We start from the raw sequence: 25,743 nt of genomic DNA, 5'->3' as shown, positions 1-25,743 counted from the left end.
TTTTTGTCTCCCCCACCCATCGCCTGCCATGCACACTGTCAAACCCGTTTCTACTGAGCGCCTTCCGCACCTGCTGCGAGCCATGCCCAAAGCCGAGCTGCACATGCACATCGAAGGCTCGCTGGAGCCCGAGCTGATGTTCGCGCTGGCTGCACGCAATGGCTTGAGCCTGCCCTACGCCGATGTGGCGGCGCTCAAACGGGCCTATGTGTTTGGCAACCTGCAGGAATTTCTGGACGTGTACCACGCGGGCACCCAGGTGCTGCGCACCGAGCAGGACTTTTACGACATGACCTGGGCCTACCTGCAGCGCGCGGCGGCCGACCAGGTGGTGCACACCGAAATTTTCTTTGACACCCAGACCCACACCGGCCACGGCGTGGACACCGACACCGTGATCAATGGGTTGCACCGCGCCTGTGTCGACGCGCGCTCCAAGCTGGGCATCAGTGCCGGGTTGATCTTGTGTTTCTTGCGCCATCTGAGCCAGGCCGAGGCTTTTGAAGCGCTGGAGCAGGCCACGCCGCATCTCGACAAGTTGCTGGGTGTGGGGCTGGCGTCGAGTGAACTGGGCCATCCGCCCGAAAATTTCACCGAGGTGTTTGCCAAAGCGCGCCAACTGGGCCTGCGCTTGGTCGCCCATGCCGGTGAGGAAGGGCCGCCAGCCTATATCTGGAGCGCCCTGGATGCGCTCAAAGTGGAACGGATTGACCACGGCGTACAAGCCATGAAGGACTCGGCGCTGGTGGCGCGGCTGGTGCGTGAGCAGATTCCGCTCACGGTATGCCCGCTGTCCAACCTGAAACTGTGTGTGTTCCCGACGCTGGCGCAGCACAACCTAGGCGCCATGCTGCAGGCCGGTCTGGTGGCCACCATCAACTCGGACGACCCAGCCTATTTTGGTGGCTACATCAACGAGAACTTCACCCAGACCTTTGCGGCACTGGGTCTGACCGCGCAGCACGCTTACCAGCTGGCAAGCAACAGTTTTGCGGCGAGCTTCATTGAGGCATCAGCCAAACGGGCCTACCAGGACCAGTTGGCTGAGCTGTTTGAAACCTTTGAATGAATGGACGAGGTATTGACCGGCAGCAAGTGGCCGGTCAAGGTGCTTATCGCACCGGCACCCACAGCTGCAGGCGCGGCAGCATCACCCGGTAGGGTGCCAGCAACACGGCGGCCATCAGCCACTTGATGCTCAGGTCACCAGCGGCCAGCATCAGCCAGTCCATGTCGGAACCCGCAAACGCCAGGAAGAAAAAGATGCCGGTGTCGACCACCGACGCCACCACCGAGCCAATCAGCGGTGCTTTCCACCAGGAACCGGCGCGCAAGCGGTTGAAAGCGACGATGTCGAGCAGTTGGCCCACAATGAACGCCACGCCCGAGGCCACCGCAATACGCCAGGGCGCCAGCGCCAACGACACCACCACCGCAATCGCGAAACCCACCCAGGCCACGCGCCGGGCTGCTGCGGTGCCCACCGCGCGGTTGGTCAGATCGGTCACCAGAAAAGCCACCGGGAAGGTGAAGGCGCCCCAGGTCAACCAGTCGTTGATGGGAAACTGCACCAGATAATTGGACGACACAATGACCAGCAACATGGCCAAAATCGGCCGCCAAAGCGCAAAAAGGTGAGGTTGGAGCGGTGTGTTCATGCCCGGATTATCGCTTCAGGGCCGTGCGGCACGCACCTTGGTCCGTCAAACCGGGGTAAATTGGGTAAGCTTGGCAGTCTATGAGAGCCTACCGCGCCGCCCTGTTGTATTTCAAGCCCGATGCTGATCCCTGCAGCAGCGCTGTCTATCTGGATGACGGTCTGCTGGTGACCGGCCCCGACGCGCAAGGCACCCAGGTGGTGCAGGCCGTCGGCCCTTATCGCGACCTGGTGGCACGATACCCGCAGCTGCCGGTGCAGCACTTTCCGGGGCGAATCATTGCGCCGGGGTTTGTGGATTTGCACAGCCATTACCCGCAAGCCAATGTGATCGGCTCGCCGGCAGATGGCTTGCTGCCGTGGCTGGAGCATTACACGTTTCCAGAAGAAAACCGCTTCTCAGCCCCTGACTACTGTGCGCAGGCAGCTGCCTTCTTCGTCGCAGAAATGCTGCGCAACGGTGTGACGACGGCCTTGACGTTTGCCACCTCGCACCCGGCATCCGTCGATGCGCTGTTTGCAGAGGCGAAAAAACAACAGCTGCGGCTGATCACCGGCCTGTGCCTGATGGACCGGCATGCACCGCCCGATTTGCTGAATCAGCCCTCCAGACCTGGCGCCTTGGACGCCACCGAGCAAAGCCTGATCGATTCCGAAGCCTTGTTGCAGCGTTGGCACGGCGTGGACCGGTTGGGCTACGCCATCACGCCGCGTTTTGCACCCACCAGCTCGGACGCTCAGTTGCGCGGCGCGGGTGAGCTGGCAGCGCGGTATCCGGACGTGTGGATTCAGTCCCATGTGGCGGAAAACCACGAGGAAATCGGCTGGGCGCGTGATCTGTTCCCGGCGTCTGACAGTTATCTGGCCACCTATGCCGACTTTGGCCTGCTGCGCCAGCGCGCCATTTACGCGCATTGCATCCACTTTGACGATGCTGACCGTGCGCTGATGCGCGACAGCGGTGCCGCCGCTGCGGTGTGCCCCACCAGCAATTTGTTTCTGGGCAGTGGTTTTTTTGATTACGCCAGCGCCGACCGTGTGGGCTTCAACTACGGCCTGGCCAATGACGTGGGCGGCGGCACCAGTTTTTGCCCGTTTCACACCATGCTGGCCGCTTATTACGTGGGGCGGGAAGGGCAGACCAAGGACGGTTTGTCACTGTCGCCCCAGCACCTGTGGTGGCAACACACCGCAGGTGCTGCGCAGGCGCTGGGGCTCTCTGGTGTGGTGGGCAACCTGTTGCCGGGTTGTGAGGCCGACTTTGTGCTGCTCAACCCGCAAGCCACGCCGCTGCTGGCGCGCAAGAGGGCGCTGGCGGCCAACCTGGATGAGCTGCTGTTCTCGATGATCGTGCTGGGCGACGACCGCTTGGTGCAGCAAACCGTGATTTCACAAGCTTTGTAGGCCTGCTGGCGCGGCCCATCTGGCGACGACAAGCTGACCCCAGCCAGGCCCTGCTTACAATCCGCTACCCCTTCCGGAGACTGACTTCCCATGAGCATCAAAAGCGACAAATGGATCCGCCACATGGCAGAGACCACCGGCATGATCGAGCCGTTCGAGCCCGGCCAGATCCGCCAGCGTGACGGCAACAAAATCATCAGCTACGGCACCAGCAGCTACGGCTACGACATCCGCTGCGCGCCCGAGTTCAAGGTCTTCACCAATATCCACAGCACCGTGGTGGACCCGAAGAACTTTGATGAGAAGAGTTTTGTCGACTTCAACGACGATGTCTGCATCATCCCGCCCAACAGTTTTGCACTGGCGCGCACCATGGAGTACTTTCGAATTCCGCGCAATGTGCTGACCATCTGCCTGGGCAAAAGCACCTACGCGCGCTGCGGCATCATCGTCAACGTGACCCCGTTCGAGCCTGAGTGGGAAGGTTATGTGACGCTGGAGTTCTCCAACACCACACCGCTGCCCGCCAAGATTTACGCCGGTGAAGGCTGTGCCCAGGTCTTGTTCTTTGAGAGTGACAAGGACGACGTCTGCGAAACCAGCTACAAGGACCGTGGTGGCAAATACCAGGGCCAGCGCGGCGTGACGCTGCCCAAGGCCTGAATTCAGAGCGCACCCTCATGAAGTGGGAAGGCAACCGCCAGTCAGACAACGTGGAAGACCGCCGCAGCGGCGGTTCGGGTGGTGGCGGGGGCCGCAAGATTGGCATTGGCTCGGTCGTCATCGCGCTGGTCGCGTCCTATTTCTTCGGTGTCAACCCGATGACGGTGCTCAATATCCTGAGCGGTGGCGAGCCCGCGACGCAGGTCTCGTCTGCGCCAGCCCAACGACCGCCCGCCGATGACCGGATGGCCAGTTTTGTCTCGACCGTGCTGGCCGATACCGAAGATGTCTGGAAGCAGGTCTTCACCCAGGCCGGTGGCACTTACCAGGAACCCAAGCTCATCCTGTTTCGCGGCAGCACCGCTACGGCCTGCGGGCAGGGTCAGGCCGCCATGGGACCGTTTTATTGCCCGGCCGACCGCAAGGTCTACATCGACCTGGGTTTTTACGAAACCCTGCAAAACCGGCTGGGTGCGCCAGGCGACTTTGCCCAGGCCTATGTGATTGCGCATGAGGTGGGCCACCACGTGCAAAACCTGCTCGGCATCACCGACAAGATGGACCAGATGCGCGGCCAGGTCAGCGAGGTGGCATACAACGGCCTGAGCGTGCGCCTGGAGTTGCAGGCAGATTGTTTTGCCGGCGTCTGGGCCAACCACGCGCAGGCATCGCGTCAGTTGCTCGAAGCGGGTGACGTGGAAGAAGCCATGAACGCCGCCGCCAAAATTGGCGACGATGCACTGCAGCGTGCCGGAGGCGGCCAGGTGGTTCCCGACAGCTTTACCCACGGCAGCAGCGCGCAGCGCCAGCGCTGGTTTGACATCGGCTTGCAAAACGGCAGCGTCAAGCGCTGCGACACCTTCAGCGCACGCCAACTTTGACGCTTGAGGGATAATCTGAGCTTTGCTCCAGTTCTTGGGGCCACACCAGCTATCGGATGGATAGCAACTTATCCTGGCTCTGAATGACCGACCTGACTCCTGATACCTCCAATGTTTTGACCGCCGACACACTGCCCATGGCCTTTGCCCAACTGCAGTTGTCAGACCCCTTGGCCCGCGCTGTGGCTGAAATGGGTTACGAGACCATGACCCCGATCCAGGCCCAGGCGATTCCTGTGGTGCTGCAGGGGCGCGACGTGATGGGCGCCGCCCAGACCGGCACCGGCAAGACCGCCGCATTTGCCTTGCCGCTGCTGCAACGCATGCTCAAGCATGAAAACGCCTCCACCTCACCGGCGCGCCACCCGGTGCGTGCGCTGGTGCTGCTGCCCACGCGCGAACTGGCGGACCAGGTGGCAGAACAGGTCCGGCTGTATGGCAAATACACCAACCTGCGCAGCACGGTGGTGTTTGGCGGCATCGACATGAAGCCGCAAACCCTGGAGCTGAAAAAAGGCGTGGAAGTGCTGGTGGCCACGCCCGGGCGGCTGCTGGACCACATCGAAGCCAAAAACTGCGTGCTCAACCAGGTGGAGTACGTGGTGCTGGACGAAGCAGACCGCATGCTCGATATCGGCTTTTTACCCGACCTGCAGCGCATCCTGAGCTACCTGCCTAAGCAGCGCACCACCTTGCTGTTCTCCGCCACGTTCTCGCCAGAGATCAAGCGCCTGGCCAACAGCTACCTGCAAGACCCGGTGACCATTGAAGTGGCGCGCTCCAACGCCACCGCCTCCACCGTGGAGCAACATTTTTACAGTGTGGGTGATGATGACAAGCGCCACGCCCTGCACCAGATCCTCAAGCAGCGCGGGCTCAAACAGGCCTTTGTGTTTGTCAACAGCAAACTCGGCTGCGCCCGCCTGGCGCGCTCGCTCGAGCGCGAAGGCCTCAAAACCACCGCGTTGCATGGTGACAAGAGCCAGGACGAGCGCCTCAAAGCGCTGGAGTCGTTCAAGAGCGGCGAGGTGGATTTGCTGGTGTGCACCGACGTTGCCGCCCGCGGGCTGGACATCAAGGACGTGCCGGCGGTGTTCAACTTCGACATTCCGTTCCACGCCGAAGACTACGTGCACCGCATTGGCCGCACCGGTCGTGCCGGGCAGTCTGGCCTGGCAGTGACGTTTGTTTCCAAGAGCGACGGTCGCCTGGTGGCCGAGATTGAGAAGCTCCTGAAGACCAAGCTGGATCTGGAACCCATCGAGTTTGAGGAAGACCTGCCCGATATCCGCAAACAAGGCCACATCAACGATGGCCGGCGCATGTACCAGCAAGAGGCCGAGCGTGGACGCGAAGCGGGTTCCCCACGGCCACCGCGCGAGGCGCGCAGCGACTACAAGCCGCGCGTCAGATCGGCGCCCGCTGACCCGTTTTTTGACAAACCGTACGAGCCCTCGTTGCCACCCGAGGCGGCACCTTCCTGGGAAGCGGCTGCTGCCAGGCCTGGCGTGCGCGCTATTTCGGGCAACATCCGGCCCAAGCGCAAGGTGGCGGCGCTGTTCACGCCCGTTTAAGCGCCCTCAACTGCCCGGCTTTTGCGCCTGAGGGCAGCGCACCTGGATCAATTCGTGGGTGTTTGGGCCAGTTTCTTGGCCCAATTTGAGCGCAGTCAGCGAGCCGCCCCACACGCAGCCTGTGTCCAGCGCCAGTACATCGGATCGGTCCAGCCAGCCCAAGGTGGACCAGTGGCCGAAGGCCACACACACATCCGCACTGTGGCGCCCCGGTACGTCAAACCACGGCATATAGCCCGGCGGCGCGGCATCTGCTGCGCCCGTGACCGAGAACTCCATCTCGCCCTCAGGTGTGCAAAACCGCAGCCGTGTCAGGGCGTTGACGATGACGCGCAGACGGTCGACACCGGTCAGGCTGTCGTGCCAGCCAGCGGGCGCGTTGCCATACATCTGATGTAAAAACGCGGGCAGATCCGGGCCGCGCAAAACGGTTTCAACCTCCTGGGCCAGCGCCATGGTTTTGGCCGCACTCCAACCTGGCAGGACACCGGCATGGACCAACAAGTACGTCGTGGTTTGATGGGGCAGCAGGATCGCCAGGTGTTGCTGGCGCAACCAGTCCAGCATCGCCGGTCGGTCGGGGGCGTTCAGCACATCGTGCAACGTGTCTTTGCGGCTGGGTTGGCGTGCGCCGTGGGCCGCAGCCAGCAGGTGCAGATCGTGGTTGCCCAACAGGCATTGCGCCGCATGGCCATAAGCCATCAGGCGGCGCAGCACGCCGGCCGAGTCCGGCCCACGGTTCACCAGGTCACCCAATAGATACAAGGTGTCACGGCTGGGGGAAAAGGATATTTTGTCCAGCAGGTGTTGCAGGCAAGCGTTGCAGCCCTGCACATCGCCAATCAGGTAAAGTGCCATGATGTTGATTGTCGCGTGCCCTGCATGGAATTTTTGCTGATTGTTTTTTTGACGCTGCTCAATGGCGTCTTCGCCATGTCTGAGTTGGCGCTGGCGGCCAGCCGCAAGTCCCGGCTGACGGCCATGGCCGAAGACGGTGACAAGGGCGCGCAAGCCTCACTCAAACTGCTCGACAACCCCAACCAATTTTTGTCAACGGTTCAAGTCGGCATCACCTCCATCGGGGTGCTCAATGGCATTGTGGGTGAGGCGGCTTTCAGCGATGGATTGGCCAGTTGGCTGCAGGCCATGGGTGTCGCAGAGAAAGCCGCAGCGTTGTCAGCCACCGCTCTGGTGGTCACCATCATCACCTTCACCACCATCATTTTTGGTGAACTGGTGCCCAAACGCATTGGCCAGCTTTACCCCGAGCCGGTGTCGCGCTGGGTGGCTCGGCCCATGTTGTGGCTGGCACGCGCCGCCGGCCCGTTTGTCAAACTGCTCTCCGGTACCACTGCGGCTGTTTTGCAACTGCTGCGCATCGACACCACCGCCTCGCGGCCCATGACCGAAGAGGAAATCACCGCCAGCCTGGAAGAGGGGGTGGACGCTGGCGTGATTGAGGAGCATGAGCACCAGATGGTGCAAAACGTGTTCAGCCTGGATGATCGTCCGCTCACCTCGCTGATGGTGCCCAGCGCCGAGATCGACTGGCTGGACGCCAGCATGACGGTGGCCGAGAGTTTGCAAAAGGTGGGTGCCGATGGGGCGCAAAAGTCGCACTCCTGGTACCCGGTGTGCCGGGGGTCGCTGGACGATGTGATTGGCAAGATCAGCGTGGCGCGATTGCTGGAGCTGGGCGCATACAGCCCCGGCACCTTGGCGGACTACGTCACGGTGGCCGTGTTTGTGCCCGAGACGCTCAGCGGCATGGAGTTGCTGGAGCAGTTTCGGGCCAAGGTGGGGCGCCTGGTGTTGGTGGTGGACGAATATGGTGTGGTCCAGGGGCTGCTGACGCCCTACGACCTGCTGGAAGCTATCACCGGTGAACTGCAGCCGGGCTTGCAGACCGATGCCTGGGCAACACAGCGCGACGACGGCAGCTGGCTGCTGGATGGTTTGATGCCCATCAACGAACTCAAGGCACGGCTGGACATTGATGAGTTGCCGGCCGAAGAACGGGGGCGCTACAACACCTTGGCCGGTCTGTTGATGGCGGTGAGCGGCCACTTGCCGGTGACGGGTGAACAAATCGTGTGTGAGAACTGGCTGTTCGAGGTGGTTGACCTGGACGGCAAACGCATTGACAAGGTGCTGGCCAGTCTGGTGCCGCCAGCCGAGTTGTGACCCACGGCGGTTGCTTTATGCGCGCCCGGCCAGGCGGTAGGCCAGCAAGCCCAGCACTTCATGCAAGGCCAGCCGCCATCGTTTCACCCCCTGATCCATCGAATACTGCGTCCATGGCGTGGCGCTGCCACTGCGAAAGTCCACCGGGTAGGCGATCACGTTCCAGCCCGCCCGCCGAAACGCCGCCATGGCCCGCGGCATGTGGTAGGCCGATGTCAGCAACAGCCACGGCTTGGCCGCTTCAACACCCGGTATCTGTTGGCTCAGGACCGCGTTTTCATACGTGGTGCGGGACGCAGATTCCAGAATCAGCTGCTCGGCGGCCAAACCCTGGGCTTCGAAAAACTGCCGCGCGCGTTCTGCCTCTGACGGCCCGGTGCCAAACAGTTCGCCCTCACCGCCGGTAAAGAGCACCTTCAAGTGGGGCTGTTGGCGCAGCAACGGCGCCACTTCCGTCATCCGCTCAGCGGCCTCGTTGAGCGCGCTTTGACCGGGATGGTTCCAGAGATAAGCCGACTCCAGCGCCCCGCCCAGCACAATCACGCCAACAGCGTGTGTCTGGCTGTCATTGGGCGTGGTGGCCGGGTACTGGTTTTCAAGGTAACGCAGCGCGGCATTGGGCAAGGGCTCCCAGCCCAGAACCAGCAAGAGTCCCAGCGCCGCCACGTTCAGTCTGCGAGCCACCGCGGGGCGGCGCCTAGCCAGCAAAATGCCCAGGGTCATCAGGCAAGCCACCCAAGCCAGGGGTTGGGTCAAAAAGGACATGAATTTGGAGGCCAGAAACATGGGGCCAGTTTAAGCAATCGTCAAAATGGAGCCCCATTCGTAGGTGGCTGATCCATGTCAAAGAACTTGTAATAATCAATTCATAATTAGAGGGCGGGGCTATACTGCGGCGCAGCAAAGCACGCGACCCGAGTCATTGGAGTTCGGTTTGCCAGTGCATTGAAGGCTTGTCAGACAAAACAATCCAGCGGGACCCGTGATGACCCTACCCATCGAAGCCATGAACACCTTGCGCCAACGGCGCGAGAAAGTGATCAACAATGTCAGCCCGGAGAAGCTCGCCGCACTGCACGCCAAAGGCATGTTGTCGGCCCGCGAACGGGTGAATGCCCTCTTTCTTGACGGCAGTTTTCAGGAAATGGGCATGCATGCCCACCACAACGCGGTGTCGTTTGGCATGGCGGGGCGCGAGTTGCCAACCGATGGCGTGATCACTGGCACCGGGTACGTGGGCAACATGCAGGTGGCAGCTTTCAGCCAGGACTTCCAGGTGCTGGCTGGCACCATGGGCAAGATGCAGGCGCGCAAGATCGTTCGCCTGATGCGCCATGCCTTGCGGGTGGGCGTGCCGATGGTGGCTTTCAAGGACTCGGGCGGCGCTCGGATTCAAGAGGGTGTGGATGCCTTGTCCGGTTATGGCGACGTTTTTTATTACAACGTGGCGCTTTCTGGTGTGGTGCCGCAGATTGCCGTGGTGCTGGGCCCATGTGCCGGCGGTGCGGCCTATTCACCAGCCTTGATGGACTTTGTCATCATGGCGCGGCACAACGCCTACATGTTCCTGACCGGCCCGGAGGTGATCAAGGCCGTGACCGGGCGCACCACCACCATGGACGAAGTGGGTAGCGCCGAGATGCATGCCTCAGTCAGTGGCAACGTGCACTTCATCGCCGAGGACGACCAGCATGCCATCGCCCTGGTGAAAAGCCTGCTGTCGTTCCTGCCCTCCAACAACACCGAAGAACCACCGCATGACCTGTCGATCCCGATCGACGAGGTGGTTGACGAGGGCATGAAGGACCTGATTCCCTCCGATTCATCCGAACCGCTGGACATGCACGCGGTCATTCGGCGTCTGATGGACCGGGGTGAGTTGCTGGAAGTGCATGCCAGCTTTGCCCGCAACGTGATCGTCGGCTTTGCCCGCATTTCAGGCGTGGTGGTGGGGGTGGTGGCCAATAACCCGATGGTGATGGCGGGTGCACTCGATCTGGACGCCGCCGACAAAATCGCCCGCTTTGTGCGCACCTGCAATGTCTTCAACGTGCCATTGGTCACGCTGGTCGATGTGCCGGGTTTCCTTCCGGGTGTCGAAGAAGAGCGTGGCGGCATCATTCGCCATGGCGCCAAGATGTTGCACGCTTTTGCCTCTGCCACGGTGCCCAAGCTCACCGTGATTCTGCGCAAGTCGTACGGCGGCTCCTATCTGGCCATGTGCAGCCAGGAGATGCGTGCCGACATGGTCTATGCCTGGCCATCCGCCGAAATCGCCGTGATGGGCGCTGAAGCCGCCGTCAAAATCCTGTACCGCAAAGAGCTCAAGGAAGCCACCGACCCCAAGGCCAAGGCGGCTGAGCTGACCCAGCAATACCGCGACGAATTTGCCTCGCCCTACGCAGCGGCCTCCAACTTCTACATCACCGATGTGATTGACCCGGCCGACACCCGCTGGACTCTGGCACTGGCACTGCGTAAAACATTGGGCAAACGCGAACTGCGGCCCGGCAAGAAACACGGCAACATGCCGCTCTGACGTTCACCAGGAACATTTTCACCATGAACCAGCCCGTTCTTTTCTCGCTGCAGGTTTACGGCATCGCCATCGTTATCGCCATGCTGGTGGCTGTTCTGATCAAGCTCATGGTGCTGGTCACCGGGCGGCTTGAGCGTGGCGCGGCTGCCAAGGCGGTGCCACAAGGCGAGGTGTGTCCGGTGGCCTTTGGCATCCCGGACGAGGATGTGGCGGCTTTGACTGCGGCTGTTTTTGCGGCCATCGGGCCGCACCGCATCTTGCACATTTCGCCCACCAACCGCTCCTGGTCCAGCCATGGGCGTGCGGCGCAACACACTTCGCATGCCGTGCTGCAGCGGCCTCAACATTGATTCAAACAGGAACCCACCATGACCCGATTATTCAAAGTAACTGTCAATGGCCGTGAATATGACGTGGCTGTTCTGGAAGTGACTCCGGGCTCGACAGCTGCGTCGGCGCCGGTGATGCCCATGCCTGCCAGTGAGGCATCCGTGTTCAGCGCGCCGCCACCGGTCCGGACGCCTGTGCCAGCACCCGCCACGGCAGCTGGCGCGGGTGACGAGGTCGCGCAGATGGGTGGGGTGGTCGTCCAAGTCGAGGTCAAGGTCGGTCAAATCGTGGCCAAGGGTGACAGTTTGCTGGTGCTCGAAGCGATGAAAATGAAAAACCACTTGCTGGCCAGCCGCGCCGGGACGGTGACGCGGGTGATGGTGGCCGCGGGGGACGCGGTTGAAGGTGGTCAGCCCGTGATGACCATTCAGTAAGCTCGCCCCAGTTCGAGCCACGCGCGATGGAACACTTAAGTTTTCTCGATCTGTTCCAGGGCATTGCCACCCTGGTCGCAGCGGACCCGTCCATCATGTATGGGCGCATCTTTTTGATGCTGCTGGGATTTTTGCTGATTTATCTGGGATCTCGCGAGGTCCTGGAGCCGCTGTTGATGATCCCGATGGGTCTGGGCATGTCTGCCATCAACGCCGGCGTGATGTTCCTCGACAGTGACAAGGCCGGTACCTTGTTCATTGACCCGCTGATGTCGAACCCGACCGATCTGGTCAACATCCTGCAGATCAACTGGCTGCAACCCATCTACACCTTCACCTTCAGCAATGGCCTGATCGCCTGCTTTGTCTTCATGGGCATCGGTGTGCTGCTGGATGTGGGGTACGTGATGGCACGGCCCTTCCAGAGCATGTTCATCGCGCTGTTTGCCGAGTTGGGCACGTTTGCGGTGTTCCCGATTGCCATCGCCCTGGGCATGGCGCCGGGCCAGGCGGCGTCGGTGGCCACCATTGGTGGCGCCGATGGCCCGATGGTGTTGTTCACGTCGCTGATTCTGGCCAAAGACCTGTTTGTGCCGATCACGGTGGTGGGTTATTTGTATCTTGGCCTCACCTACGGCCTTTACCCTTATCTGATCAAGTGGCTGGTGCCTGAGCACATTCGTGGCATCAACATGTCCACGGATCTGGGGCCAAAAATCAGCCGCGCACAAAAGATGGTTTTCGCCGTGGTAGCCTGCACGCTGCTGTGCCTGCTGTTCCCGGTGGCGGCCCCGCTGTTTTTCTCGCTGTTTGTGGGCGTGGCGGTGCGCGAAAGCGGGCTGGAGTCGTTCTCCAAATTGTTGGGTGAAACGTTTCTCTACGGCGCCACGTTCTTCCTGGGCTTGACCTTGGGTGTGTTGTGTGAAGCCAGCACCTTGCTGGACCCGGTGGTGCTCAAACTCTTGTTGCTGGGCATGTTGGCGCTGTTGATCTCGGCGCTGGGCGGTTTGCTGGGGGGTTACATCCTGTACTTTGCCACCGGCAAAAAATTCAACCCCATCATCGGGATAGCAGGGGTGAGTTGTGTGCCGACCACAGCCAAGGTGGTCCAGAAAATTGCTTCAACTGCCAACCCCTCTGCCATCATCCTGCCGCAGGCGCTGGGTGCCAATATCAGCGGCGTCATCACCAGCGCCATCATTGCCGCGACGTTTGTCAGCGTGTTGCGCTAACGGCTCAACATGTCTTGCACTGTGTGATCAGCACGGTCCAGGAAACCTTGGGTGCTGTAGCTGCATGGTTGTGGCCGGGGAACCATGACGACGTGGTGTCTCGACCATAATCGCCGGGGTGGCTGACGATCTTCAGCTCCACACCTCTGTCCCATACTCCTGCATGGCCAAAACCTTTTAAGAAATGTTCCGATGTCTGAAAACCGAGCGCTCCAAGCTAAAAATAAACTCTTCAAAATTTACGCCGGTGGCATCATTGCGCTAACTTTGATTTTTGGTACCCTGACTGTCACCTATTTTCTTTTGGCGCAACTGAAAATGAGCTGACGTTCCGGTGTGACGGGTCTGACATAAAAAAGGGTTCACTGCTGATGGACAGCAATGAACCCTTATTCATTCTGGTGCCGGAGAGATGAATCGAACACCCGACCTTCTCATTACGAATGAGCTGCTCTACCGACTGAGCTACACCGGCTTGGTAAGCCCGTCATTATAACCAGCCGATCAGGCCTCGGCGTGGTAGCTGATGACGCGGTCGACCTCGTTTTTGGAGCCCATGAACACCGCCACACGCTGGTGCAGTGCTGTGACCGGGATGTCGAGAATCCGCTGTTGGCCGTCGCTGGCTACACCGCCAGCCTGCTCGACCAGCCAGCTCATCGGGTTGGCCTCGTACATCAGGCGCAGCTTGCCGGGCTTCTCGGGTTCACGTTTGTCCCAGGGGTAGAGGAACACGCCGCCGCGGGTCAGGATGCGGTGCACGTCGGCCACCATGGAGCCGACCCAGCGCATGTTGAAGTCCTTGCCACGCGGGCCATCCCGGCCTTGCAGACATTCGTCAATGTAGCGGGTGACCGGTGCCGCCCAGTGCCGTTGGTTGCTCATGTTGATGGCGAATTCCTTGGTGTCTTCCGGAATCTGCAAGTCTTCCTGCGTCAGCAGGAACGAGCCCTGTTCGCGGTCCAGGGTGAACACCGCCACGCCGTCGCCCACGGTGAGCACCAGGGTAGTTTGAGGGCCGTAGACGCAGTAGCCAGCCGCCACCTGCTTGGTGCCAACCTGCAAAAAATCCTGCTCTGACACGCCGGCGCCTTCGGGCTTTTTGAGCACGCTGAAGATGGTGCCGATGCTCACGTTCACATCGATGTTGCTGGAGCCGTCCAGCGGGTCAAACAACAGCAGGTATTCGCCCTGTGGGTAACGGTTGGGCACCACGTGGATGCCTTCCATTTCCTCGCTGGCCATGGCCGCCAGGTGGCCGCCCCATTCGTTGGCTTCGATCAGCACCTCGTTGGCGATGATGTCGAGTTTCTTTTGCATTTCACCCTGGATGTTCTCGCTGTCGGCGCTGCCCATCACCTCACCCAGCGCGCCTTTGTTGACGGCTTGGCTGATGCGTTTGCAAGCACGCGCCACCACTTCGAGCATCAGTCGCAGCTCGGGCGAAATGTGTCCGTTCAGGCGTTGTTTCTCCACCAGATAACGGGTGAGGTAGGTTTTTTTCGGCATCAATAGCTCCCGGAGTGAATCAATCGGCCAGCGCGCGGGTGACCACCTCGCGCACATCATTGCTCAGGTCGGCCTTGGCGGCGACGCGTTTCAGGGCTTCGCGGGCTGCGTTCTGGTAGGGCTCGGCCAGTTTTTTCCAGCGGTCCAGCGCACGCGCCAGGCGGGCGGCGACTTGCGGGTTGATGGCGTCCAACTCCAGCACCTGTTCACTCCAGAACACGTAACCCGCCGCATCACTGCGGTGGAACGCGCCGGGGTTGGCACTGCAATAGCTGAAGATCACGCTGCGGGCGCGGTTGGGGTTCTTGAGGTTGAAGTCGGCGTGTTTCATGAGCGCGCGCACCGCAGGCAGCACCTGGCCACCGCGGTCACAGCAACCGGCTTGCAGCGCAAACCATTTGTCCAGCACCAGCTCCTCACCCTTGAACAGGCTGTGGAAGCGTGCCAGCGCGGGTTTGGCCAGCTCGTGGCCGCTGTGCACCAGGGCCGACAGGGCGTTGAGCCGGTCGGTCATGTTGTCAGCGTCCTTGAAGCGCTGGTAGGCCTTGCCGGGCCAGACCGTGTCTTCAGAGCTGCGGGCGGCCAGGCACAGGTAGTTGAGCGCCAGGCCAGCCAGGGCGCGGCGACCGCTCGACAGGGTGTCGGGGCGGTAGCTGCCGTTGGCCTTGTGGGTTTCAAACGCCCAGACCCAGTCGTCCAGCAGTTCACGCGCGAGCTGTTCACGCATGGCTTCACGCACCGCGTGCACACGTTGCGGGTCCACCACGTCGAGCTGTTCGGCGATGTAGGTCTCACTTGGCAGGGTCAGCACCAGTTCCTTGAACGCGGCATCCAGCGTCGGGTGGCGCAGCACGGCGCGCATGGCCTCGACATAGGCATGATTCAGACCCTTGGCCCTTATACCGTCTGGGCTGTCCACTATGGATTGAATAGCGCTGCGCAGGGCCAGACGTTGCCCGGCTTCCCAGCGGTTGAAGGGGTCGTGGTCGTGGGCCAGCAGGGTCAGCAACTGGGCGTCGGTGTAGTCAAAGTCCAGGATCACTGGCGCGCTGAAGCCGCGCAGGATCGAGGGCACCGGCTCTTCGTTCACGTTCTCAAAGGTGATCGACTCGCTGGCCTGGGGCAGCACCAGCAGGTGGCTGTCGCCCACACTGCCCAGATCGTTCTGGATGTGCAGGGGCAGGGCGGCGCCGCTGGCACCCACCAGGCCGAGTTGGACCGGGATCACAAACGGCTCTTTGCTGTCCTGGCCAGGGGTGGCGGGGCAGCTTTGGGTGAAGGTGAGCTTGTAGGTGCGCTCGGCGGCGTTGAACTCGCCAACCGCTTTGACACGCGGTGTACCGGCCTGGCTGTACCAGCGTTTGAATTGCGGCAGCAGTTTGGCCAGCGCGGAGTCCGGGTTGGCATCGGCAATCGCCTGGGCAAAGTCGTCGCAGGTGACGGCCTGACCGTCAAACCGCTCGAAGTACAGCGCCATGCCTTTGGCAAAACCGCTGCGGCCCGAGGGATCGGAGGGCCCTTCGGTAGCCAATGTTTGCATCATGCGCACCACCTCGGCACCTTTTTCGTAGATGGTGACGGTGTAGAAGTTGTTGATCTCGATGTAGCTGTCAGGCCGCACCGGGTGCGCCATCGGGCCGGCGTCTTCGGGGAACTGGGCGGTGCGCAACACCCGCACGTCTTCGATGCGTTTGACGGCGCGGGCAGACGGCTCGGCGCACAGGTCCATGCTGAATTCCTGGTCGCGGAACACGGTCAGGCCTTCTTTCAGGCTGAGCTGGAACCAGTCGCGGCAGGTGATGCGGTTGCCGGTCCAGTTGTGGAAGTACTCGTGGCCAACGACCGACTCGATGTTGGCAAAGTCGACATCGGTGGCGGTTGCCTGGTTCGCCAGCACGTACTTGGTGTTGAAGATGTTGAGGCCCTTGTTCTCCATGGCGCCCATGTTGAAGTCGCTGGTGGCGACGATCATGAAACGCTCCAGGTCCAGCGGCAGGCCAAAGCGGGCTTCGTCCCAGATCACCGAGTTGATCAGTGACTGCATCGCGTGTTCGGTCTTGTCCATGTCGCCGGGGCGCACATAGACCTGCAGCAAATGCTCTTTACCGTTGCGCGCCACGATGCGCTGTTCACGCGCCACCAGCTTGCCCGCCACCAGGGCGAACAGGTAGCAGGGTTTCTTAAACGGGTCGACCCAGCGCGCGAAATGGCGGCCGTCTTCCAGATCACCTTGCTCGACCAGGTTGCCGTTGGACAGCAGCACCGGGTAGCGCAGCTTGTCAGCGCGCAGCGTCACGCTGTAGCTGGCCATCACGTCCGGGCGGTCCATGAAGTAGGTGATGCGCCGGAACCCCTCAGCCTCACACTGCGTGAAGAACGAGTCGTTGCTGACGTACAGGCCCATCAGTTTGGTGTTTTTGATGGGGGCGCAGGTGGTGAAGATCTCCAGCTCAAAGCTGCCTTCAGCGGGCAGGTTTTCCAGCACCAGCTGGCTGCCGTCCATCTTGAACGAACAACCGGCGCCGTTGACCAGCACCCGCGCCAGGTTCAGCTCGTCACCGTCCAGGCGCAAGGCTTGTGCGGGCACGTCAGGATTGCGGCGCAACGTCATCTTGTTGAGGACGCGGGTCTTGGCCGGGTCCAAATCGAAGGTCAGCGCCACGGTGTCGATCCAGAACGCCGGGGTCGAGTAGTCGGCGCGGCGCACCACGGTGGCCCCCGATGCATCACGCAGTTGCAACATGTAGTGTCTCCAGAAATTTTGATTCGATGAGTTCGAGGTAATTGCCTGCAGCCGCGATCACGTGCGGCCCGGCCAGCTCCTCGGCGCGGTGACTGGTGCAGATGGCTACCGCCCGCATACCGGCACGCCGCGCGGCCTCGATGCCCAGTGGTGCGTCTTCAAAAACAATACAGTCTTCAGGCCTGATTCCCATTCGCCTGGCGGCTTCTAAAAATATAGCGGGCTGGGGTTTGCCGGGCAGGCCTTCATCACCGCCGACCACCGCATGCGGTGCCTGGGGCAAGCACAGGCGCTGCATGGCAAATGCGATGTTGTGGCGGTCGCCCGCCGTGCCTACACCGAGTTTCAGGCCGCGCTGCAGGGCTTGCGCGGCAAACTGTTTGAAGCCAACCACCTCGGCAAAGATCGGTGCGAACAGGTCGCGGTAGAGCTGTTCCTTGATGGCAATGTAGCCCCAGGCCTCGGCATCGGTCATGTCACGCTGGAACAGCTCGCGCATGCATTCGGCGCCGGTGCGCCCGGTGGTGCGGCGCATCAGGTCAGGGATGTCGATCTCGATGCCGTGCTGCTGCACAAACGCCACCCAGCTCTTGGCATGGCTGGCCATCGAGTCGATCATGGTGCCGTCCATGTCGAAAATAAACGCCCCCACGTTTGTGGCTTCGCGTACTGCACTGCCCCCCAAGGGGGCCCTCGCGCCTTGGGGCGGCCCGGCGGCGCTCAAGACGTTGGTAACCGACGACTGGTTGGTACTCATACGCCTTGCTTCAAAGAAGCTTCAATGAACGGGTCCAGATCCCCGTCCAGCACCTTTTGTGTGGCGGACGTTTCATAGTTGGTGCGCAGGTCCTTGATGCGGCTGTTGTCCAGCACATAGCTGCGAATCTGGTGCCCCCAGCCCACGTCCGTTTTGCCATCTTCGAGTTTTTGCTGCTCTTCTTTTTGCTTGCGCAGTTCAAAGTCGTACAGCTTGGAGCGCAAGCGCTGCCAGGCGATGTCGCGGTTGCCGTGTTGGCTGCGGCCGTCCTGGCACTGCACCACGATGCCCGTGGGGATGTGCGTCAGCCGCACGGCCGAGTCGGTCTTGTTGATGTGCTGGCCACCGGCGCCGCTGGCGCGGAAGGTGTCAGTGCGCACATCTGACGGGTTGATGTTGATCTCGATCGAGTCATCAATCTCGGGGTAAACAAACACGCTGGCAAAGCTGGTGTGGCGGCCGCCTGATGAGTCAAACGGGCTCTTGCGCACCAGCCGGTGCACGCCAGTTTCGGTGCGCAGCAGGCCAAAGGCGTATTCACCTTCCACCCTGAACGACGCGCCCTTGATGCCCGCCGTGTCACCGGCCGTTTCGTCTTCCACCTCGGTCTTGAATCCCTTGCGCTCGCAGTAACGCAGGTACTGGCGCAGCAGCATGCTGGCCCAGTCGCAGGCCTCGGTACCCCCGGCGCCGGCCTGGATGTCGACAAAACAGTTCAGCGGGTCGGCCGGGTTGTTGAACATGCGGCGGAATTCCAGGCCCTTGACAATCTCTTCGAGCCGGACAGCGTCTTCCTCGATGGTGATCAGGCCGGCCTCGTCGTTGTCGTCGCGGCTCATCTCGAACAGCTCGGTGTTGTCGGACAAATCGCGCTGCAGGTCGGTGAGCGTGACCACCACGCCGTCGAGCAGCTTTTTCTCTTTGCCCAGCTCCTGGGCGCGTTTGGGGTCATTCCAGACCGTGGGGTCTTCCAGGCTGGCGTTGACGGTTCTCAGACGTTCGAATTTGGCATCGAAGTCAAAGATACCCCCGTAAATCAAGGGCCCGGGCGCTCAAATCAGCGAGGAGGTTGCCAATGGCGTTGATGCGTTCTGCTTCCATGATGAATATCCTGTGTGGTTCTGTCTGACAAATAACAGGCTATTTTCTCACGCCGGGCTCGGTGATGAAGGCTTCCATCAACGCCGCCACCGCCTGCGGCTGGTCATGGTGCAGCATGTGACCGCAGTCGGGCAGCACCTCCAGGCGCAGATCGGGTACCGCCTGCAGGCGTTGGCGATGTTCGGCGCGGGTGAACTTGCTGTGCCACCACTGGGCAATGCTGTCGTCTTCGGCCTCCACCATCAGCACGGGTGCGCTGATGTGGCGGTGGATGGCCAGGATTTCGTCCACGCGGTAGAGCTGCGGGTTGGCCAGCTTGTGCGCCGCCTCGGCCAAAATTTGCCATTGGCCGGGAGCCGCCTCGACCGCCCAGTGGCTGGCCAGCCAGCTGGCCTTGTCGGCACCCAGGCGCGGGTTGTTTTTCTTGAGGCGGGCGGCCACGGCGTCCAGCGACGGGTAGGCTTTGAGCTGTGTTGTCTGGCCGTTTGGCGCTTTCAGCTCGTCCAGCCACTGGGTGAATCGCGCCACCGCCTGTTCGGGCTGGGTGGCGGGCAGGCCAAAACCTTCCAGATTGACCAGGCTGCGCACCCGCTGTGGGCGAATACCGGCGTACAACATGGCGATGTTGGCGCCCATGCTGTGGCCGACCAGATGCACCGGCGTATCGGGCGCGTAGTGGGCCAGCAGCGCGTCCAGGTCCGCCAGGTAATCGGGGTACCAGAAGCTGTCGGCGCCGCCTGAGGCGGTCAGGCCAAAACCGCGCCAGTCGGGGGCGATGATGAAGTGGTCCTGTTCCAGCGCGTCCACCACAAACTGGAAGCTGGCCGCCACATCCATCCAGCCGTGTAACAGCACCAGCGGCGGCTGATCCGCCTGGGGTTCGCCCCAGACCCGGACGTGGTAGTGCAGGCCGCGCACGGGAACAAAGACACTGCGGGAGATTTTTTGAGCGCTGTACATGCTGCCGATGATAAAGACGCCGCCAGTTCCCTTGGGGCACATCGTCAAGCCGTATGGGCATCGTTGCATAATTGATGACCCGATAAAAAATAACGAAAGTTGGCAATGACGCAGACGCTTTTAGTGGTCGACGACAGCAAGGTTTCCCGCATGATGATCAAGGCCAAGGTGCAGCAACTGCAGCCCACCTGGACGCTGTTGGAGGCCGCCAGCGGGGAAGAAGCCGTGGCCATGGTGCGCGTGAGTGCGCCGGACTTCATCACCATGGATGTCAACATGCCGGGTATCAACGGTTTCGAGGCTGTTGAGCAGATCCGCACCTTCAACACCACCGCGCGCATCGCCATGCTGACCGCCAACATCCAGGAAGCCAGTCGCGACCAAGCCGCTGCCTTGCAAGTCACCTTCATCAAAAAGCCCGCCACCGAGCCCGCCATTCGCGAGGCGATTGGCTATTTTCTTGCAGCAACATGAACCTGAACGACATTGAACTCGATGCCCTGACCGAGGTTTTCAATGTCGGCGTCGGTCAGGCCGCCGATGCCTTGAGCCAGCTGGCTGGCTCGCCGGTGCGCCTGAAGGTGCCGCTGGTCGCCATGCTGTCCAAGCAAGACATCAGCGACGACCTGATGGCCCAGGGCACGGAGCGCATTTGCGCGGTACGCCAAGATTTCAGGGGTGTGCTCAACACCGAAGCCGTGCTGATGTTCCCGGTGCAGCAAAGCCTGCAACTGGTGCAGATGATGGTGGGCGGCGACGTGCCGCTGGAACAGCTTGGCGAAATGGAGCAGGAAGCCATGGCCGAGATTGGCAACATCCTGCTCAACTCGGTGGTTTCAGGCATTGCCGATGTGCTGCGGCTCAGGTTTGAAGGTTCCCTGCCGCAGGTTGAAATGGGCCCGGTGCGCGACGTGTTGTGCGGCCAGGGGCAACTGCAAGAACAGGTGCTGAGTCTGCAGATTGACTTCACCCTGGATGCCTTGGCCGTCCAGGGTTATCTGGTGTTCATGCTGGATGTGGAGTCTGTCGCATCGCTCAAGGCCACGGTGCAAGCCTTCCTGCAGACCTTGCACACATGAATTCGCCCGAAATCGCCGCCAACCCGCCCTGGTCAGACTGGGCGCTCGACAACCTGCAGCTGGGCCTGATCGTGCTGGATGGCCAAAGCCGCGTGGTGTTTGCCAACAAGTGGTTTTTGCGCCATGCCGAGATGGCGTTTGACCAGATGGCGCAAAAAAAGCTCGACGAGGTCTTTCCACAGCTGGTGCGCAGCCACTTCATGCTGTTTCTGACGCAGGCGCTGGCCAGCGGCTTCCCGGCGCTGCTGTCGCAGACCTTGCATCCGGCACCTTTTCCGCTGTACCTGCCATCGGCACAGCGCAGCCAGGACAAGGTGTTGCGCCAGTCCATCCGCATCATTCCGATGGGTTTTCAGGCGACCCGCATGGCCGACCAGCGTTACACAATGATCCAGATCAGCGATGTCACCAACTCGGTGATGCGTGAGCGCCTGCTCAAGGCGCAGGCCGACAAGCTGCACGACATGGCCAACCTCGACACCCTGACTGGACTGGGTAACCGTCGCCTGCTGGATGACAAGCTCGCACAGGAGCTGCGTGCCGCTGACCGCCTGGGCACCAGCGTGGCGGCAGTCATGTTCGACATCGACTACTTCAAGCAATTCAATGATTTGTACGGTCACCTCAAGGGTGACGACGTCCTGCGCAGCGTGGGGGCCGTGCTGCGCGAGATTTGCCGGCGCCCGCGCGACGTGGCAGCACGTTTTGGCGGCGAGGAATTGGTGGTCATCCTGCCCGAAACCGACCAGGCCGGCGCCATGCAACTGGCCCATGAGGTGTTGCGGCGCGTGCGCGATCTGCAAATAGCGCACGCGGGCAGCGATTGTGCGCAGGTGTTGACCCTAAGCGCGGGAGTGGCGGTGTCCGCCCCCCACCAGGTACTCACTGCCGAGAGCCTGCTGAACCTGGCAGACATCGCGCTGTACCGCGCCAAGGATGCCGGGCGCAACCAGGTCTGCGGCACAGCGCCTGTTTTTTCAGAGCATGTGGATCAACCTCAAGGTGCGTGACACTGTCCCGGCTGCGTTCAAACGTGGCGTTGCGGGCTTGGATGCGGGCCATAAACTTGTGCGACCGACGTTTTGACAACTTTTTTGACACCCATGAATACGCTTCAACTTGGCAGCAGCGATCTCTTTGTGACCCCCATTTGCCTGGGCACCATGACCTTTGGCGAGCAAGTCGATGAGGCCCTGGCCTTTGCCATTCTGGATCGCGCGCTGGAGCGCGGCATCAATTTCATCGACACGGCCGAGATGTACGCCGTGCCGCCGCGTGCCGAAACCTTCAACGCCACCGAGCGCATCCTTGGCAACTGGCTGGCGCAGCGTCCGGGCGCGCGGCAAAAGCTCATTCTTGCCACCAAGGTGGCGGGCCCCAGCCGTGGCATGCCGTGGATTCGCGGTGGCAGCACCGACTTGACGCCAGACGACATCCTGGCCGCGTGCGACGCCAGCCTGCAGCGCCTGAAAACCGATGTGATTGACCTCTACCAGATCCACTGGCCGGTACGCAGTGTGCCGATGTTTGGCAGCCTGTATTTCCAACCGCGTGAGGAAACAGGCGCCTCCATCCACGCCCAGTTGGAAGCGCTGGGCCAACTGGTCAAGGCCGGCAAGGTGCGCGCGGTGGGTTTGTCGAATGAAACGCCGTATGGCGTGCACGAATTTGTGCGCCTGGCCGAGCAGCACGGCTTGCCGCGTGTGGCCACCGTCCAAAACGGCTACAGCCTGCTCAACCGCAGTGTGGAGAACGCGCTGGACGAAACCCTGCACCACCTGAGCGTGTCGCTGCTGGCGTATTCGCCGCTGTCATTTGGCTTGCTGAGTGGCAAATACGACGACACCGGCCTGACCGGGCCCGGTGCGCCCGCACAAGCGCGCCTGACCAAATTCGAGGCCAGCCGCAAACAGCGCTGGGGCCGCCCCGAGGCGCTGGTGGCAGCCAAACGCTACAGCGCATTGGCCCGCGCGCACGGGCTCACGCCGACGCAACTGGCGCTGGCCTTTTGTTACAACCAGTGGCGGGTGGCCAGCACCATCATCGGTGTGACCTCGGTGGCGCAGCTGGATGAAAATATCGACATCTGGGGCACGTCCTTGTCGCCTGAACTGCTCCAGCAAGTGGATGTGATCCGCTGGGAGCTGCGTGACCCGGCCATGTGAGTGTTTGGCTGACGTGCTGTTGGAGGGTTAAATGAGTTTGGTGCAGTTGATCTACGTGAGCGATTTGGTCAATAAGGACGAGACGCAGATTCCGGCCATTCTGGCCTCGTCGGTGCGCCACAACGAGGAAGACGGCATCACCGGCATGCTGCTGTACGCCCAGGGCAATTTTTTGCAGGTGCTTGAAGGCGAGCGCGAATTGGTCAAGCGCACCTACGACCGCATTTGCCAGGACGTTCGCCACCGGAACACGGTGCTGCTGACCGAAGAAACCGTGACCGAGCGGCATTTCGCCGACTGGCGCATGGGTTACCGGCAACTTGAGCCCGGTTTGGCTGCCAAGGTGCCTGACTACGCGCCGTTTTTCGAGTTTGGTTTTGATGCCGCCGCGATCAGTGGCAAGCCAGGGGTGGCGCTCGAAATGCTGGAACTCTTCAGCCGGGGCATGCTTTGACGGTCACATGGCCAAGAAAGACCACGTCAGCCTGACGCCTGCCACTCAGCTGCTCAAAGCCAGCCGGGTGGCTTTCTCTGAACACCCTTACGACTATCTGGAACACGGTGGCGCTTTGCACAGCGCGGCCGAGCTGGGCTGGGATCCGTACGCGGTGGTCAAGACGTTGATCATGCAGGACCAAGACGCCAAACCGTTGGTGGTGCTGATGCATGGCAACCGCAAGGTGTCGACCAAAAACCTGGCGCGCCAGATCGGCGCCAAGTCGGTGGAGCCGTGCACGCCGGAGGTGGCCAACCGGCACAGCGGTTATCTGGTGGGCGGCACCTCGCCGTTTGGCACCCGAAAAACCATGCCGGTGTTTGTTGAGGCCACCATTTTGGCGCTGCCCAAAATCCTGATCAACGGCGGACGCCGGGGTTACCTGGTGGGGCTGGCGCCGCAGGTGTGTGTGGACCTGCTGGGTGCAAAGCCGGTGACTTGCGCGCTGGCTGAGGGGCTGGGCTGAGGTTTTGGCGCGGCCAACGCAGGCTGGCAAAATACCGGTTTCACGCCCGCCATGTCGGGCAGCAGGAGTGTTGTTTGGAATTCATGCAAAGTTTTGGGCCTTTTCTGGCCGTGCTGGCCGCGTATCTGGTCGGGTCGCTGTCGTTTGCGGTGATCGTCAGCCGCATCATGGGCCTGAACGATCCGCGCACCTTTGGCAGCAAAAACCCTGGGGCCACCAATGTGTTGCGCTCGGGCTCCAAGGCGGCTGCCATCATCACGCTGCTGCTGGACGCCGCCAAGGGCTGGCTGCCGGTGGCGCTGGTGAGTTGGTATGGCGCACCCTATGGTCTGGGCGAGGGCACGCTGGCGATGGTCGGGCTGGCGGCTTTTCTGGGGCATGTGTACCCGGTGTTTTTCAAATTTGAAGGCGGCAAGGGCGTGGCCACCGCGCTGGGTGTGCTGCTGGGGGTGAGCGGTTGGCTGGGTCTGGCCACGCTGCTGATCTGGGTGCTGATGGCAGCCGGGTTCCGCTACTCGTCGCTGGCGTCGATCACTGCGGCGGTGATGGCGCCGGTGGTGTACCTGCTGGCGGGTGATACGTTTTGGCTCAAAAACACCCCGGTGGCGTTTGGCATCACCGTGATGGCGCTGTTTCTGCTTTATCGCCACGCTGACAACATCAACCGGCTGATCAAGGGCACCGAGTCAAAGCTGGGCAAAAAAGCAGTGCCACCGGCGGCGTTGCCGGACCATGGTGCGCACCGTGGCCACCCGCATCACCGGCCCGCCAAGTCAGACCACCCGGCTGAACACAAGCCACCCCACTCAGGCAAACGTCGCTCATGAAACTCTGCATCCTCGACAACGATTACCTCGACCCGGCGGTAGCGCCGATCTACCAAAGTTATGGCGCCATGACGGAGCGCCTGCTGCGCGATGCCGGTGCCACCGGCCAGATCGACCTGTTCAACACCATGCAGGGGCACTATCCTGCGTCATTTGATGCGTATGACGCGGTGTTGTTGACCGGCAGCCGGGCCGACGCTTTCTCGCAAGAGCCCTGGGTGCTGGCGTTGCGCCAGCAGGTCGAGCAGCTGCTGCAGGCCAAAAAGAAATTGATTGGCATCTGTTTTGGCCACCAGTTGATTGCGCTGTGTCTGGGCGCACGGGTCGGCCGGGCGCCGCAGGGTTGGGGTGCCGGGCGCATGGCCTACCAATGGCTGGCGCCCGACATGGCCCAAGGACGCACTGACCTGGGCTTGCTGGCCAGCCACCAGGACCAGGTGTTTGACTTGCCCGAAGGCGCCACGCTGCTGGCCACCAGCGACTTTTGCCCGGTGGCGGCCTTCGCGGTGGATGACCGGGTGTTTTGTGTGCAGCCGCACCCGGAGTTTGTGGAAGCCTACAGCGCGTTTTTGCTCGACAAACGGCGTGTGGCGCTGGGCGAGGCGCAGTATCTGGCGTGTACCGACAGCCTGGCCAAGGGGCATGACGGCGCTGTCGTGGCGCGCATGATCGTCGCCTTTATCGAGGGTGTACCGTCGCCGGTCTGACCTGACGTTGCCAAGGCCCGCCGGGCGGATCGTGT

General features: G+C 61.6%; 27 protein-coding genes and 1 tRNA gene. 19 read left to right on the top strand and 9 right to left on the bottom strand.

Annotated features, from left to right (window positions below):
* Positions 1-28 precede the first annotated feature (28 nt).
* Entirely contained in the window at positions 29-1,069 is a 1,041-nt protein-coding gene (locus tag LHU53_RS11600; protein ID WP_227332814.1) for an adenosine deaminase, read from the top strand.
* Between the two features lie 43 nt (positions 1,070-1,112).
* Here LHU53_RS11600 and LHU53_RS11595 read toward each other — a convergent pair whose 3' ends face one another.
* Positions 1,113-1,658 (bottom strand): VUT family protein, encoded by a 546-nt coding sequence (locus LHU53_RS11595; RefSeq protein ID WP_227332813.1) that lies wholly within the window; start codon positions 1,656-1,658, stop codon positions 1,113-1,115.
* Between the two features lie 80 nt (positions 1,659-1,738).
* On the opposite strand from LHU53_RS11595, the gene guaD reads away from it, so the two are divergent.
* From guaD to LHU53_RS11575, 4 genes are all read left to right on the top strand, one after another.
* Positions 1,739-3,061, top strand: a complete 1,323-nt coding sequence (guaD, locus tag LHU53_RS11590) for a guanine deaminase (protein WP_227332812.1) — start codon at positions 1,739-1,741, stop codon at positions 3,059-3,061.
* Between the two features lie 90 nt (positions 3,062-3,151).
* Positions 3,152-3,724, top strand: coding sequence for a dCTP deaminase (dcd, locus tag LHU53_RS11585; RefSeq protein ID WP_227332811.1), 573 nt, complete (start codon positions 3,152-3,154; stop codon positions 3,722-3,724).
* A gap of 17 nt (positions 3,725-3,741) precedes the next feature.
* Positions 3,742-4,605, top strand: coding sequence for a neutral zinc metallopeptidase (locus tag LHU53_RS11580; RefSeq protein WP_227332810.1), 864 nt, complete (start codon positions 3,742-3,744; stop codon positions 4,603-4,605).
* Positions 4,606-4,742: 137 nt separating this feature from the next.
* The gene (locus LHU53_RS11575; protein WP_370632280.1) at positions 4,743-6,179 is read left to right on the top strand and encodes a DEAD/DEAH box helicase; all 1,437 of its coding nucleotides are present in this window, start codon (positions 4,743-4,745) and stop codon (positions 6,177-6,179) included.
* A gap of 6 nt (positions 6,180-6,185) precedes the next feature.
* Here the strand turns inward: LHU53_RS11575 and LHU53_RS11570 are convergent, their stop codons facing one another.
* Positions 6,186-7,037 (bottom strand): symmetrical bis(5'-nucleosyl)-tetraphosphatase, encoded by an 852-nt coding sequence (locus tag LHU53_RS11570; protein WP_227332809.1) that lies wholly within the window; start codon positions 7,035-7,037, stop codon positions 6,186-6,188.
* A 24-nt stretch (positions 7,038-7,061) separates the two neighbouring features.
* On the opposite strand from LHU53_RS11570, the gene LHU53_RS11565 reads away from it, so the two are divergent.
* Positions 7,062-8,363 (top strand): hemolysin family protein, encoded by a 1,302-nt coding sequence (locus tag LHU53_RS11565; protein WP_227332808.1) that lies wholly within the window; start codon positions 7,062-7,064, stop codon positions 8,361-8,363.
* 15 nt (positions 8,364-8,378) lie between these two features.
* Here LHU53_RS11565 and LHU53_RS11560 read toward each other — a convergent pair whose 3' ends face one another.
* Positions 8,379-9,149, bottom strand: coding sequence for a YdcF family protein (locus LHU53_RS11560; RefSeq protein ID WP_227332807.1), 771 nt, complete (start codon positions 9,147-9,149; stop codon positions 8,379-8,381).
* Positions 9,150-9,348: 199 nt separating this feature from the next.
* Here LHU53_RS11560 and LHU53_RS11555 point away from each other — a divergent pair, with 199 nt between their 5' ends.
* From LHU53_RS11555 to LHU53_RS19710, 5 genes are all read left to right on the top strand, one after another.
* Complete coding sequence (locus tag LHU53_RS11555; RefSeq protein WP_227332806.1) at positions 9,349-10,902, top strand: acyl-CoA carboxylase subunit beta; 1,554 nt, start codon at positions 9,349-9,351, stop codon at positions 10,900-10,902.
* 23 nt (positions 10,903-10,925) lie between these two features.
* A complete protein-coding gene (locus tag LHU53_RS11550) occupies positions 10,926-11,252 on the top strand; it encodes a hypothetical protein (protein WP_227332805.1) in 327 nt (108 codons plus the stop codon).
* An 18-nt stretch (positions 11,253-11,270) separates the two neighbouring features.
* The gene (locus LHU53_RS11545; RefSeq protein ID WP_227332804.1) at positions 11,271-11,666 is read left to right on the top strand and encodes a biotin/lipoyl-containing protein; all 396 of its coding nucleotides are present in this window, start codon (positions 11,271-11,273) and stop codon (positions 11,664-11,666) included.
* A 26-nt stretch (positions 11,667-11,692) separates the two neighbouring features.
* Positions 11,693-12,898, top strand: a complete 1,206-nt coding sequence (locus tag LHU53_RS11540; RefSeq protein WP_227332803.1) for a sodium ion-translocating decarboxylase subunit beta — start codon at positions 11,693-11,695, stop codon at positions 12,896-12,898.
* A gap of 192 nt (positions 12,899-13,090) precedes the next feature.
* Positions 13,091-13,225 (top strand): hypothetical protein, encoded by a 135-nt coding sequence (locus tag LHU53_RS19710; protein ID WP_255632003.1) that lies wholly within the window; start codon positions 13,091-13,093, stop codon positions 13,223-13,225.
* Positions 13,226-13,297: 72 nt separating this feature from the next.
* On the opposite strand, the gene LHU53_RS11535 is transcribed toward LHU53_RS19710, so the two are convergent.
* From LHU53_RS11535 to LHU53_RS11510, 6 genes are all read right to left on the bottom strand, one after another.
* A tRNA-Thr gene (locus LHU53_RS11535) sits at positions 13,298-13,373 on the bottom strand.
* Positions 13,374-13,402: 29 nt separating this feature from the next.
* On the bottom strand, positions 13,403-14,407 hold the full coding sequence (locus LHU53_RS11530) for a class 1 fructose-bisphosphatase (RefSeq protein ID WP_227332802.1): 1,005 nt from the start codon (positions 14,405-14,407) through the stop codon (positions 13,403-13,405).
* A 19-nt stretch (positions 14,408-14,426) separates the two neighbouring features.
* On the bottom strand, positions 14,427-17,150 hold the full coding sequence (pepN, locus tag LHU53_RS11525) for an aminopeptidase N (protein WP_227332801.1): 2,724 nt from the start codon (positions 17,148-17,150) through the stop codon (positions 14,427-14,429).
* Positions 17,134-17,907, bottom strand: a complete 774-nt coding sequence (locus LHU53_RS11520; RefSeq protein ID WP_370632278.1) for an HAD family hydrolase — start codon at positions 17,905-17,907, stop codon at positions 17,134-17,136. The genes pepN and LHU53_RS11520 overlap by 17 nt, the downstream gene beginning before the upstream one ends.
* A protein-coding gene (gene prfB / locus LHU53_RS11515; protein ID WP_227332800.1) for a peptide chain release factor 2 occupies positions 17,904-19,008 on the bottom strand; the annotation gives its coding sequence in 2 pieces (ribosomal slippage) (positions 17,904-18,926 and positions 18,928-19,008; 1,104 coding nt in all). Before prfB ends, LHU53_RS11520 begins: the two co-directional genes overlap by 4 nt.
* A 39-nt stretch (positions 19,009-19,047) precedes the next feature.
* Positions 19,048-19,968, bottom strand: coding sequence for an alpha/beta fold hydrolase (locus LHU53_RS11510; protein ID WP_227332799.1), 921 nt, complete (start codon positions 19,966-19,968; stop codon positions 19,048-19,050).
* Between the two features lie 105 nt (positions 19,969-20,073).
* Here LHU53_RS11510 and LHU53_RS11505 point away from each other — a divergent pair, with 105 nt between their 5' ends.
* From LHU53_RS11505 to LHU53_RS11470, 8 genes are all read left to right on the top strand, one after another.
* On the top strand, positions 20,074-20,442 hold the full coding sequence (locus tag LHU53_RS11505; RefSeq protein WP_227332798.1) for a response regulator transcription factor: 369 nt from the start codon (positions 20,074-20,076) through the stop codon (positions 20,440-20,442).
* A complete protein-coding gene (locus tag LHU53_RS11500; RefSeq protein WP_227332797.1) occupies positions 20,439-21,047 on the top strand; it encodes a chemotaxis protein CheC in 609 nt (202 codons plus the stop codon). Before LHU53_RS11505 ends, LHU53_RS11500 begins: the two co-directional genes overlap by 4 nt.
* The gene (locus LHU53_RS11495) at positions 21,044-22,057 is read left to right on the top strand and encodes a sensor domain-containing diguanylate cyclase (RefSeq protein WP_227332796.1); all 1,014 of its coding nucleotides are present in this window, start codon (positions 21,044-21,046) and stop codon (positions 22,055-22,057) included. The genes LHU53_RS11500 and LHU53_RS11495 overlap by 4 nt, the downstream gene beginning before the upstream one ends.
* Before the next feature lie 93 nt (positions 22,058-22,150).
* Complete coding sequence (locus tag LHU53_RS11490; RefSeq protein ID WP_227332795.1) at positions 22,151-23,212, top strand: aldo/keto reductase; 1,062 nt, start codon at positions 22,151-22,153, stop codon at positions 23,210-23,212.
* A gap of 31 nt (positions 23,213-23,243) precedes the next feature.
* Entirely contained in the window at positions 23,244-23,666 is a 423-nt protein-coding gene (locus LHU53_RS11485; protein WP_227332794.1) for a BLUF domain-containing protein, read from the top strand.
* A gap of 7 nt (positions 23,667-23,673) precedes the next feature.
* Positions 23,674-24,174, top strand: a complete 501-nt coding sequence (locus LHU53_RS11480; protein WP_227332793.1) for an aminoacyl-tRNA deacylase — start codon at positions 23,674-23,676, stop codon at positions 24,172-24,174.
* A gap of 83 nt (positions 24,175-24,257) precedes the next feature.
* The gene (gene plsY / locus LHU53_RS11475; protein ID WP_227332792.1) at positions 24,258-25,001 is read left to right on the top strand and encodes a glycerol-3-phosphate 1-O-acyltransferase PlsY; all 744 of its coding nucleotides are present in this window, start codon (positions 24,258-24,260) and stop codon (positions 24,999-25,001) included.
* Positions 24,998-25,708: an amidotransferase gene (locus LHU53_RS11470; protein ID WP_227332791.1), complete on the top strand. Its 711-nt coding sequence runs from the start codon at positions 24,998-25,000 to the stop codon at positions 25,706-25,708. Before plsY ends, LHU53_RS11470 begins: the two co-directional genes overlap by 4 nt.
* The last annotated feature ends 35 nt before the right edge of the window (positions 25,709-25,743 follow it).

Source organism: Rhodoferax sp. U2-2l, assembly GCF_020594515.1.
GTDB lineage: Bacteria > Pseudomonadota > Gammaproteobacteria > Burkholderiales > Burkholderiaceae_C > Rhodoferax.
The sequence above is the reverse complement of the archived record's forward strand: the minus strand, read 5'-3'. Positions and strand labels throughout refer to the sequence as shown.

Coding starts and splice junctions, on each gene's coding strand:
- LHU53_RS11575 (WP_370632280.1), top strand. CDS start 4,743: ATGGCCTTTGCCCAACTGCAGTTGTCAGACCCCTTGGCCCGCGCTGTG.
- LHU53_RS11495 (WP_227332796.1), top strand. CDS start 21,044: ATGAATTCGCCCGAAATCGCCGCCAACCCGCCCTGGTCAGACTGGGCG.
- LHU53_RS11580 (WP_227332810.1), top strand. CDS start 3,742: ATGAAGTGGGAAGGCAACCGCCAGTCAGACAACGTGGAAGACCGCCGC.
- LHU53_RS11550 (WP_227332805.1), top strand. CDS start 10,926: ATGAACCAGCCCGTTCTTTTCTCGCTGCAGGTTTACGGCATCGCCATC.
- LHU53_RS11565 (WP_227332808.1), top strand. CDS start 7,062: ATGGAATTTTTGCTGATTGTTTTTTTGACGCTGCTCAATGGCGTCTTC.
- LHU53_RS11485 (WP_227332794.1), top strand. CDS start 23,244: ATGAGTTTGGTGCAGTTGATCTACGTGAGCGATTTGGTCAATAAGGAC.
- LHU53_RS11560 (WP_227332807.1), bottom strand. CDS start 9,149: ATGTTTCTGGCCTCCAAATTCATGTCCTTTTTGACCCAACCCCTGGCT.
- LHU53_RS11505 (WP_227332798.1), top strand. CDS start 20,074: ATGACGCAGACGCTTTTAGTGGTCGACGACAGCAAGGTTTCCCGCATG.
- LHU53_RS11490 (WP_227332795.1), top strand. CDS start 22,151: ATGAATACGCTTCAACTTGGCAGCAGCGATCTCTTTGTGACCCCCATT.
- LHU53_RS11540 (WP_227332803.1), top strand. CDS start 11,693: ATGGAACACTTAAGTTTTCTCGATCTGTTCCAGGGCATTGCCACCCTG.
- guaD (WP_227332812.1), top strand. CDS start 1,739: ATGAGAGCCTACCGCGCCGCCCTGTTGTATTTCAAGCCCGATGCTGAT.
- LHU53_RS11545 (WP_227332804.1), top strand. CDS start 11,271: ATGACCCGATTATTCAAAGTAACTGTCAATGGCCGTGAATATGACGTG.
- LHU53_RS11555 (WP_227332806.1), top strand. CDS start 9,349: ATGACCCTACCCATCGAAGCCATGAACACCTTGCGCCAACGGCGCGAG.
- LHU53_RS11600 (WP_227332814.1), top strand. CDS start 29: ATGCACACTGTCAAACCCGTTTCTACTGAGCGCCTTCCGCACCTGCTG.
- LHU53_RS19710 (WP_255632003.1), top strand. CDS start 13,091: ATGTCTGAAAACCGAGCGCTCCAAGCTAAAAATAAACTCTTCAAAATT.
- plsY (WP_227332792.1), top strand. CDS start 24,258: ATGCAAAGTTTTGGGCCTTTTCTGGCCGTGCTGGCCGCGTATCTGGTC.
- LHU53_RS11520 (WP_370632278.1), bottom strand. CDS start 17,907: ATGAGTACCAACCAGTCGTCGGTTACCAACGTCTTGAGCGCCGCCGGG.
- LHU53_RS11500 (WP_227332797.1), top strand. CDS start 20,439: ATGAACCTGAACGACATTGAACTCGATGCCCTGACCGAGGTTTTCAAT.
- LHU53_RS11470 (WP_227332791.1), top strand. CDS start 24,998: ATGAAACTCTGCATCCTCGACAACGATTACCTCGACCCGGCGGTAGCG.
- LHU53_RS11480 (WP_227332793.1), top strand. CDS start 23,674: ATGGCCAAGAAAGACCACGTCAGCCTGACGCCTGCCACTCAGCTGCTC.
- LHU53_RS11510 (WP_227332799.1), bottom strand. CDS start 19,968: ATGTACAGCGCTCAAAAAATCTCCCGCAGTGTCTTTGTTCCCGTGCGC.
- LHU53_RS11595 (WP_227332813.1), bottom strand. CDS start 1,658: ATGAACACACCGCTCCAACCTCACCTTTTTGCGCTTTGGCGGCCGATT.
- LHU53_RS11530 (WP_227332802.1), bottom strand. CDS start 14,407: ATGCCGAAAAAAACCTACCTCACCCGTTATCTGGTGGAGAAACAACGC.
- dcd (WP_227332811.1), top strand. CDS start 3,152: ATGAGCATCAAAAGCGACAAATGGATCCGCCACATGGCAGAGACCACC.
- pepN (WP_227332801.1), bottom strand. CDS start 17,150: ATGTTGCAACTGCGTGATGCATCGGGGGCCACCGTGGTGCGCCGCGCC.
- LHU53_RS11570 (WP_227332809.1), bottom strand. CDS start 7,037: ATGGCACTTTACCTGATTGGCGATGTGCAGGGCTGCAACGCTTGCCTG.